This window comes from Arthrobacter sp. 05N33_2 (assembly GCF_056397425.1).
Map to the genome: position 1 here is coordinate 1 of NZ_JBFTNJ010000092.1, position 9,773 is coordinate 9,773.

7 protein-coding genes are annotated in these 9,773 nt (G+C 63.0%); all 7 read left to right on the forward strand.

The genetic code is table 11. The features are described from left to right. Positions 1-1,286, forward strand: a 1,286-nt coding sequence (locus AC1DHX_RS19355; protein WP_476900369.1) for a glycosyltransferase family protein, incomplete at its 5' end; no start/stop codon positions are given. A 7-nt stretch (positions 1,287-1,293) separates the two neighbouring features. Continuing rightward, positions 1,294-2,604 (forward strand): UDP-N-acetyl-D-mannosamine dehydrogenase, encoded by a 1,311-nt coding sequence (gene wecC / locus AC1DHX_RS19360; RefSeq protein WP_476860321.1) that lies wholly within the window; start codon positions 1,294-1,296, stop codon positions 2,602-2,604. Positions 2,605-2,800: 196 nt separating this feature from the next. Beyond that, positions 2,801-3,436, forward strand: a complete 636-nt coding sequence (locus tag AC1DHX_RS19365; RefSeq protein WP_476900370.1) for a hypothetical protein — start codon at positions 2,801-2,803, stop codon at positions 3,434-3,436. Between the two features lie 4 nt (positions 3,437-3,440). Beyond that, positions 3,441-5,363, forward strand: coding sequence for a glycosyltransferase family 2 protein (locus AC1DHX_RS19370; RefSeq protein ID WP_476900371.1), 1,923 nt, complete (start codon positions 3,441-3,443; stop codon positions 5,361-5,363). A gap of 12 nt (positions 5,364-5,375) precedes the next feature. Continuing rightward, the gene (locus tag AC1DHX_RS19375; RefSeq protein ID WP_476857231.1) at positions 5,376-7,670 is read left to right on the forward strand and encodes a glycosyltransferase family 2 protein; all 2,295 of its coding nucleotides are present in this window, start codon (positions 5,376-5,378) and stop codon (positions 7,668-7,670) included. Beyond that, entirely contained in the window at positions 7,667-8,575 is a 909-nt protein-coding gene (locus AC1DHX_RS19380; protein ID WP_476857232.1) for a hypothetical protein, read from the forward strand. The genes AC1DHX_RS19375 and AC1DHX_RS19380 overlap by 4 nt, the downstream gene beginning before the upstream one ends. A gap of 535 nt (positions 8,576-9,110) precedes the next feature. Further along, positions 9,111-9,773 (forward strand): glycosyltransferase family 2 protein (locus AC1DHX_RS19385; protein ID WP_476900372.1); only part of this gene is annotated, 663 nt, incomplete at its 3' end.

Sequence of the window (9,773 nt, forward strand, 5' to 3'; positions counted from 1 at the left end):
TCCACAACCCGGCCCGGCCCCGCCACGGCTGGCACGCCCGCGAGATTGCATTCGCTGGAATGTACTTTGCGCACAAGTATGAGGATCGTCGGCGCCAGATGGAGTTCTTGCTGGGAGCGGCGGTGGACGCGACGGCGGGCAAGCGTCCAGGCTTTGAAATCTTTTCACGCCAGCTTGGCAGGCAACCGCAGTATCAGTTCCCCGGAATCCTCAAGAAGCACGTGGTGGGATCTCTGTCCTACAAACAGATGCTGACCGCCTATAAGGCATACAAAATCTTCCTCAACGTCAACTCCGTCACGGATTCGCCGTCGATGTGTGCCCGGCGCATATTCGAGATCACGGCGGCGGGCTCCTGCGTAGTCTCCACTCCTAGCGCGGCCATCACGGAATTCTTCCCGGGCAATGAGATTCCCACAGCAGACAACCGGGACGATGCCGCGCACCTGCTGAAGGCGCTGACGGCCAACCCGGACTACGCACAACGCCTGGTCCACAAGGCCCAGCGCAGAATCTGGGCAGAACACACCTTCAGCCACCGGGCACAGTCCATCGCGGCTGCGGCGGGGCCGGCCCTGGCCGTGCCGGCGCCCAGGGCCCAGGTATCGGTCCTCGTCTCAAGTTTCCGCCCGCAGCAACTCGACCACGTCATCGCCGGCGTCGCCGCCCAGCGGGGCGTGGATGTCCAACTGGTCTACCTCGCCCACGGGTTTGAGGTCGACGACGCGGCCTTCCGGCGGAAGTGCCTGGAAGCCGGGATTCTCGACGTCGTGGTTCTTCAGGAACCGGGGCAAACGCTGCTCGGTGAGTGCCTGAATGCCGCCGTGGCGCGCGCTGATGGCCGGTTCTCCACCAAATGGGATGACGACGACATTTACAGCCCCATGTACCTGGGCGACCAGGTCAACGCCATGATGTACTCCGAGGCCGAGGTGGTGGGAAAGCGGGCGCATTACATGCACCTGGCCGGGGCTGGTGCCACGATCCTACGCAACCCGCAACTGGAACACCGGTTCGTGGAAGCAGTCTCCGGACCGACGATTTTCGCTGCCACTGACACGTTCAGGCGCATACCCTTCCATCCCGTGCAACGTGGAGAGGACTCGCGCTTCCTGAGCGACRTCATCGAGACGGGCGGTCGGATCTATTCGGCGGACCGCTTCAATTACTGCCAGATGCGCGGCGCCGACGTGACGTCACACACCTGGCAAATCACTAATGAAGAGCTTCTGGCTTCTTCAAAGATTCAGTTCTTCGGTTCGCCCGAAGACCACATTTTAGTTTAGGGGAGACATGGACGAGACGATTTTTGATGTTGCCGTCATCGGACTTGGTTACATCGGCCTGCCCACCGCGGCCAGCTTCGCAGCCAAAGGAAAGCGCGTGGCCGGCGTCGATGTGAAGCAGTCGACCGTCGACGCCGTCAACCGGGGAGAGGTTCCCTTTGTGGAACCCGATATGGGTGTGGTGGTCTCAGGCGCGGTCAGCCTGGGGAACCTCGTAGCCATGTCTACGGTGCCCGCGGCAGACGCGTTCATCATTGCCGTGCCCACCCCGCTCGCGGAGGGCAACGGCGCCGACCTCTCCTACCTTCGTAGCGCTCTCGAGGCCCTCGCCCCCAAGCTGCGCGGCGGCGAACTTGTGGTCCTGGAGTCGACGTCGCCCCCGGGCACCACTGACCGCCTGGGCGCCTATCTCATGGAGCTGCGGCCGGACCTGTCGCTCGAAGCAGGTCTCGGACTGAACCATGTCCACATTGTGCACTCCCCGGAAAGGGTGCTGCCGGGGCGGATCATGGTCGAAATGGTCACCAACGACCGCGTTATCGGCGGCCTGACAGAAGAGGGGGCCCAGCTGGCCAAGCGGCTTTACGAGGTCATTTGCCAGGGCGAAATCCTGCTCACGGACGCCACCACAGCCGAAATGACCAAGCTGGTGGAAAACACGTTCCGCGACGTCAACATCGCCTTCGCTAACGAGCTCTCGCTCATCTGCGACAACCTGGGCATCGACGTGTGGAAGCTGATCGAACTGGCGAACCACCACCCGCGCGTGAATGTGCTTCGCCCCGGACCCGGTGTGGGCGGACACTGCATCGCGGTGGATCCCTGGTTCATTGTCGACGCCGTCCCGGAGCACTCCGGCCTGATACGCACCGCTCGCGAAGTCAACGACGCCAAGCCGCACCATGTGGTCCGGCAGGCTGTAGAGGCACTGGCCGGCCAGCCCGGGGCAACCGTGGCTGTCCTCGGCCTGGCTTTCAAGGCCAACATCGACGACGTCCGGGAGTCGCCGTCCGTGACGATCGTCCAGGAGCTCGTCCGGCAGCTGCCTGAAAGCACCATCCTGGTCGTTGACCCGAACGTCGAGGAACTCCCGACGGCGCTGGCAGCATCCGGCCTCTCCGCGCTCCAGGGCATGGAGGAAGCCGTAGCAGCGGCGGACCTCGTGATGCTCTTGGTGGACCATGATGAATTCCTGGCCCTTGACTCCGTTGCCCTGGAAGGAAAACAGGTCATCGACACCAAGGGCATCTGGAACCAGCAGGAGCCCTCCGAGTCCAATCGGCTGCACGCGCCCGTTGGGGCCTCCGTCAGTGGATAAGGGAAGCCACGCCCAGTCAGCGGCAGCGGCTATTGAAGACGAGCTGCGACACGCCGGTTTTGCGCTCAAATCCCTGCACGCGCCGCGGCAGGAAACCCCACTCGTCCGAAYCCTGATCTCGGCCGCGAAGGCCACGGACCTGGAGATTGCAGGGACTGTAGCGTCGCTTTTCGGCTCCGCGTGCCAGGATTTCACCGTGGACGTTCTCGTGGAGGACGGGCGGCCGAAGCTGGAGGAGTGGCTCGCCACGGACCGCCGCTTTTCATTTCCCCGAACGGACGGACGACAGCCGGCTGAGGCCGCCTACACGCTGGTGCTCAGCGCGGGAACGGCCATCGGCCTGCACTCGCTGGAGGCGATGATCGACACCCTGCGCCAGACGCAGGCACTTGTCCTGAGGGCACTGGTGGACGGGCAGTCCGGCGCGATGGAACTGTGGCAGACGGCGACCCTCCGGGAGCTGTCAGAAACCGGTGACCCTGAGAAATCCGCACGAAGCGCCGGCGGTGAACGGTGGGTCTCGGGGAGTGCCCTGGGCCTGCACGACTTCCGGCGGCCCAAGCCCAAGCTGCACCTGCGCAAAGGCGCCGCGGCAACCCTTGACCTCAATATCGTGGTCCGGGATTTGGCCGACGCCGCTACCCGCCTCGACTATGAGCAGAAGATCCGGCACCTCGAGGCACGGCTGAAGAAGTCCGAAATCGAACGCCGCCGCCTGGAGCAGGGGATGGCCCCGAACCGCGGCCTCTCCCGCGCCCGTGCCATTGCCCGTAAGGGCCCGGCCTACATCTTTGGCCAGCTCAAGTCCCGCGCGGGCGCGGCGGGGAGCTAACAGCATGCAGATCAAGAGCGTTGTCATCGGCTCGGCAGAGCACTCCATGGCGCAGCTGGCGTTGGACCTTGGACTGGACTACGCCCGCACGGACTGGGAGCACCGCGACCCCAAGACCGCGTCCGACTGGGAACACGCCGTCCCTGCAGATCAATTGTGGTGGGATCACTACGTTGTGCAGACCGRGTCGCTCGCCGAGGCCAGGACGCTGCTTCCCTTGTTCCGCAGCGAGGGACGGGCGCAGCGCTTCGTCCTCGTGATCCGCGGTCTCTTCCCGGCATCTGATCTGCCGGTCTGGACGCCGCGCAGCCTGCAGGTCAAGGCGGGCACGTCCGCCCTGACCGTGCCGGGACTCGGCTTCGCCGTCGTGGTGGAAGGCGGCAAATGGGTGAATGTGCACGCTGCCGCCCTCGCCGCACTGGGCTGTTGCTCGCCTGCCGCGCCGCGGCCGGTGCTGGGCGGACTGCGCGTCGGTATCAGCGACCCCTCAGCCGGCGCCTGGCTCGCTGGCGACTCGCTGGGCAGCTTCATGACGGAACAGCTCCTGCAGCCCGAGCCGGATGACATTTATTCCGTCGACGTACTGATCGGTCCCGCCGAGCTCGCGCAGCAGCTCAGTGATCAGATCGACGCCCAGCCAAGACGGGTAACCCCGCCGGTCTGGACTCCGTCGGCGACGGTGCTGCCTCCTGTTGATACCGCCGTCGTCTCTCCGATGGGATTCTTGCCTTACCCGGACAAGCCGGCTCGTGTGCTCGAGCCAAGGGAGCTCGGCCGAGGGGGAGACCTCAGCGAAACCGACCTCGCCGCCCTGCGCCCGCACGACTATGTCGAGGTTGATGGCAGCCGCTTCGGCGGCCTGGACCGGCAGTTGGCGCGGCGCCTGAGTCAGCTCGCCGTCGCCGGCGTGCCGATGATGACGCGTGGATTGCCCTCCCCGGTAAGGTCCATGCTGGGTGACCGGCTGGTGGACTGCATCGAGGCCTTCGACGCCGGTGACGCGCCGGTGATGCGGGAATCAAAGTCGATCGACCTACGCCGGACGGCGCTGGACCTCTACAGCCCGCGCGCCGTCTGGAACACATTGCTGGGCCGGCTCGGCAAGCCGCTATTTCCCGTACCCTCCGTGAGCGTGGTTCTGGCCACCCGCCGGCCGGAGAAGCTGGCGTCAGCCCTGGAGCAGCTGGCATACCAGAGCTGGGAAGCTGTGGAAGTAGTGGTGGTGCTGCACGGCTTCGACCCGGACCTCCCCGAAGTCCGCCGGGCTGTGGAGGCGTACCCCGGCGAGCTGCAGGTGCGCTCAGTTCCGACCGACATGATTTTCGGCGACGTGCTGAACGCCGGTGTCAGCGCCGCCGGCGGCGATCTTATCTGCAAGATGGACGACGACGACTGGTACGGCCCGCACCACCTGCGGGACCTCGTTCACGCCAAGGACTTCAGCGGTGCCATCCTAGTGGGGGCACAAGTCGAATTCGTGTACCTGGAAAGCCTGGACATCACCACCCGCAGGCCTCCGCTCGGCGAGCAGTACTCGGACCACGTTGCTGGCGGCACCATGATGCTCGGCAGGGATGATCTGCGTCACCTGGGAGGGTGGCGGCCCGTTCATCGTGCCGTCGACCGATGCCTCTTGCAGGCCGTCCAGGCCGCCGGGGGACTCATCTACCGCTCCCATGGCCAGAACTATGTAATGCAACGCCACTCCGGGGCGGATTCGCACGGCGGCCACACCTGGAACCCCGAGGACAGCATCTTCCTGCAAAGCGTTGCCGAACAATGGGACGGGTTCCAGCCGCCGCCACAAATCGGCCCGGTTTCGGACCGTCCTGCAGGAGCACGGCTGGATGCCATGCGCAGCCATTTCGTCCGTGCGCCGGGTCCAGCCCCATCTCAGTCCGCCCATACTACTCATCCGCACATTTAGAAGGCTCAGGGAATGAAATTTCAACAAGCTCTCCGCAGACTTGCGCGCCTGTCCCCGAAGAAGAAAGCGGCCGCCGCTTCCTTCGCCGTCCTCTTCGCCTTGGTAGTGGTGGCTGCCTACGCCCGCGCCCCCTGGATCCTGGCGCTGCTCGTGCTGGCCTTCGCGGCCGCGCTCGCCGTGGGCGCGCTCTACATGGATAGGCTCTTAAAGGGGGCCCGACGTGCTACAAAGCGCGCCACGGCGGCGCAGGCCAAGCTGGCCGCAACCTTGCCGGACCCGCGGCCCGGGGCTCTGGTTGAGTGGGGTGCCCGCTCCCGGATCCCGGAAGCGCGGCTTGCTCAGCGGTTGACCAAGCTCCGTTCCGTTGACGGCCGCGATGTCCTGGTCAGCACGGCTACCACGGGCCAGTGGGGCTGGCGGGACATGGCTGTTGCACTGGAAATGTACAGAATCGGAGGGAAGTCCCGGCGCAGCGTTCAGCCCGTCCTGGACAAGACACCCCGCTCCGTACTGCTGCATCTGGGCGACCTGTGCTTCCGGCAGAACGTTCTCCAGGATGACATCCTCAACGCGGCCACGCTGTACAAGTATGTCTTCCAGCGGCTCGGAGCCAAGCCGTTCCGGGAAAAGCGGCGTGGGGAATTCTTCCTGGACGCGCTGGCCCGGACAGGGCAGGGCGAGGAAGTCATCAGGCTTCAGTATCTTTACAAGGCTGATGAGATGAACGCCAATGACCTCCACCTGTACCGCGCCAACGCAGCCAACCCGTTCAAAGACGATGCAGCCGACGCCGACCAGTGGCTCGCCGAGATCAACGAGATCTATGAGCGGGCAGGGCTGTCCCGGCTTTCGCTGGCCGAGGGTACGGCACCGGCCTTTCTGCGCCTGAGCGCAGAAGTGCCGGAACCGGTGACGGACGGACCCTTGGTCAGCATCGTCATGCCCGTCTACAAGCCGGACGAATACACGGATCTTGCGATCCAGTCGGCGCTCAACCAGAGCTACCGGAACATCGAAGTCATCATCGTTGACGACGGTTCCGGCGGGGACGCTGCTGAACGGCTTAACAAGTGGCTGGCTGCGGACGATCGCGTCAAGCTGGTGCTCAACGAGCCCAACGCCGGCGCGTACACGTCGCGCAATATCGGCTACTCCATGGCTCAGGGCGAGTTCATCACGATCTTCGACGGCGACGACTGGCAGCACCCGCAAAAAATCGACCTCCTGGTCCGGGGTGCCCAGCAGCAGAGCGACGGACGGCTCGTTTCTGCTCCCTGGACCCGCGCGGACGAGGACCTCTTTTTCCACTACCGCGGATGGCGTGGAGCCTTCATCACGCCGGCGCACGTTTCCACGATGTTCCACACTCCCACCATCCGGGAGCACCTGGGTCACTGGGATTCCGTCCGCAAGGCCGCGGACACGGAGTTCATCCTCCGCTACCAGGTTGTCGTCAATGGCGAAGAGCCTTTCGAAGTGTGCGAGGCACCCTTGACGCTGTCCTTGGTGGGCACCTCGAACCTTTCCATGGAAGATTTCCGTCTGGGCTACAGGTCACCTGACCGGGTGTCCTACCGCGATTCCTACGAGCACTGGCACAAGATGATCCGAATGGGCGGACACTCCGGCTACCTGGACTTCCCGCTTGCCCGGAGGGCATTCCCTGCGCCGTCCAGGTTCCTCCCGGCCGGTGCCAAGCAGCAGGACCTGGAACTTGATATCCTGCTGGTCGGCGATTTCGGCGCTGACTCCCTGGTGGGCGCGCTGATGATGGAACACCTGGCGGCTGTGGCAGAGAAGGGACAGAAGGTTGGACTTATGCACTATCCGAGCCTCCTTCACACGGCAGCCATCGACCGTTCATATTCCGATGAGCTCATGGACGCCTTCCATGACGGGCGTCTTGTCCGCGTCGAAATCACGGACCGCGTGCGGTCCGCGTCAGTCAACGTCTATGACCCCACTGCGTTCCAGTACAGCCGAGAGCTGCGCAGCGGGCACGTTGCGGAACAGGTGTCCGTTTGGACGGACCAACCGCCCTACAACTGGGAATCTGACGAACACAAGTACGAGGTCGGGACGGTGGAACGCAATCTGTTGTCCGTGTTCGGCGCTCCCATCAAGTGGGTTCCGCTCAACGAACGGACCTGGCGGATCATCACGGAGTCCGGGCACGGACAAAAATCCATCGGTGACCATGTGGCGCAGCCGGATATTCTGACTATTCCCGACACCCCGGCGGAGGAAGCTCCGCTTGCACTGACAGGCTCCACCGTGGGCGCTTTTGAAGCAGGAGAGAATACGTGAATTCGCAAGACATTAGCCAAGGAACGGCGTGGGACGAGCGGAACAATGTAGAGATCCGCCGCCTGGGCTCGGCCAGCGAGATCGCCCACCACGCGTCTGAACCCTACGAGTTCGTAGTGCCGGGGGCGTCTGGCGGCCCGCTTGCTATCGTGGGACTTTATGCGCCCAGGGTATCAAAGACGCTGATCGTTACGTTCCATGGCTCACTGCAGCGGTCCAAATACCAGCTCCCGCGCTTTGAGTGGCGGAAGTCTCTTGCATCCATCGATGCCGCGCAGCTTTTCATCGCGGACTCCAGCCTCAACCTCAGCGACGGCATGCCTCTGGCGTGGTATATCGGCAATGAAGCCCAAGACCTGACTACGGATGTGGCATTGCTCATCAAGGAGATCGCGGCCTCAGCAGGATACGAACGAATCCTGCTGACCGGCTCCAGCGGAGGTGGCTTTGCATCACTGGCCGTCTCGCGCCAGATCAGCGGCTCGCTGGCCGTGTGCTTCTCACCGCAAACCCGCGTGGGAGACTACGAGCGGTCGGCCGTCGGCACTTTTACCAGGGTCTGCTTTCCCGAGAATGACGGCTACGACAGCATCGAAGAGAGTAACCGTCCGCGGCTGGACCTTCGACACCTTTACACAAACACCCGTGACCGCAACTTCGTGTGGTATGTCCAGAACACCCGGGATACTTCGCACTTCGAGAAGCATTACACGCCCTTCGCCGAGGCACGCGGCGTGGATCCCGCCCTAGGCGGACGTGACGCCTCCGGCCGCATTGAGTTTGTGCCGCAGGAACTGCAGGCGGGTCAYGAGCCGCCGTCCCGAGGGCGTTTCCTTGGCCACGTCCTTGACGCCCATAAGGAGTTCTTTGGTGTAGCGCTCGCGAGTGTTGCCGACGGGGCTTAACGGCGCATCGTGGGCTGGCTTGCCACGCATTGACTGTGATTCGCACCATCTCAGATACGGTTTCACGGCCCGTGAATTGATGCTACGCAACCATTCTGCCTAGGTTAAAGGAAATAATGAGTTCTGAATGTGAATATGTATTTAAAGTAGCGCACAAGGCGAACGAGATTCAGCTTGCATTATGGTACGGGCAACCGCTCGGTGATAGGGCCGCCATCCTCACGGTCCGACTATATGACGCCACCGGTAAACGAGTCGCTAACAAGAGCCTGATCCAATCGGATGCAGTACCGAGACCCTACCTTTTTATTCCGGCTCAGTCCGAGTCCGGGCTTCACCGGGTTGGCAGCATCATGGCGACGCCGTCCGTCTCGACTGTCAAGGTGGCCGTCTTGGCGTGGCCGACTCTCGAGCCGATGAGCATGGACTCGTTTCCGAAGTCCTACATAACTATGGAACGGTCTGCGGTAGATGCGGCCCACGGTGAACGAGTGAGAACTAACATGATCCCAGGAAGGCCCAACGGTTCCTCTAAATGACACGGAATGTGGATATATCGGTCGTAATTGGCTTCAAGGATTGGGGTACTGGTCGTCTCCGGATGGCCGTTCAAACAATTCAGAAGTCATTCGGAAGCCTTACGGGTGAAGTAATCGTCTCCGACTATGGGTCGTCTGACTTTGAAGACACCCGCCACGCGATGGAAGAAATTGGGGCTACCTACGTATATACGCCTACCGACGGGGTCTGGTCGCGTTCCCGGGCCTTGAACGCGGGGTTTGCCGTCTCATCCGGACGGGTGCTTGTTTCAACTGACGCGGACATGATTTTTTCTCCGAAATCGATGGAAGTAGTTGGCAAGGCGATCCTTGACGATCCCCGTCTTGCGCTGGTACTTCAGTGCCGGGATCTTCCGGAAGGCTACTCCGACGAAGAACTGGACATTGCCAGCCTCGACTGGCCGCTCCTGGACAGGGTGTCTCGGATGCGGCCTCGCTGGGGAATGGGCGGGATGATGGCGGCCAGCCGATCGAAATTCCTGCAGATTCGGGGCCTCGATGAGCGGATGGAAATATACGGCGGTGAGGACATTGATTTTGCTAATCGGCTGAGACGCGCAGGCGCGAGACTGGAGTGGCTAGTCGATGATGACGTTCGCATGTTCCACATGTGGCACGCTCCGTCCAGGGCGATCGCC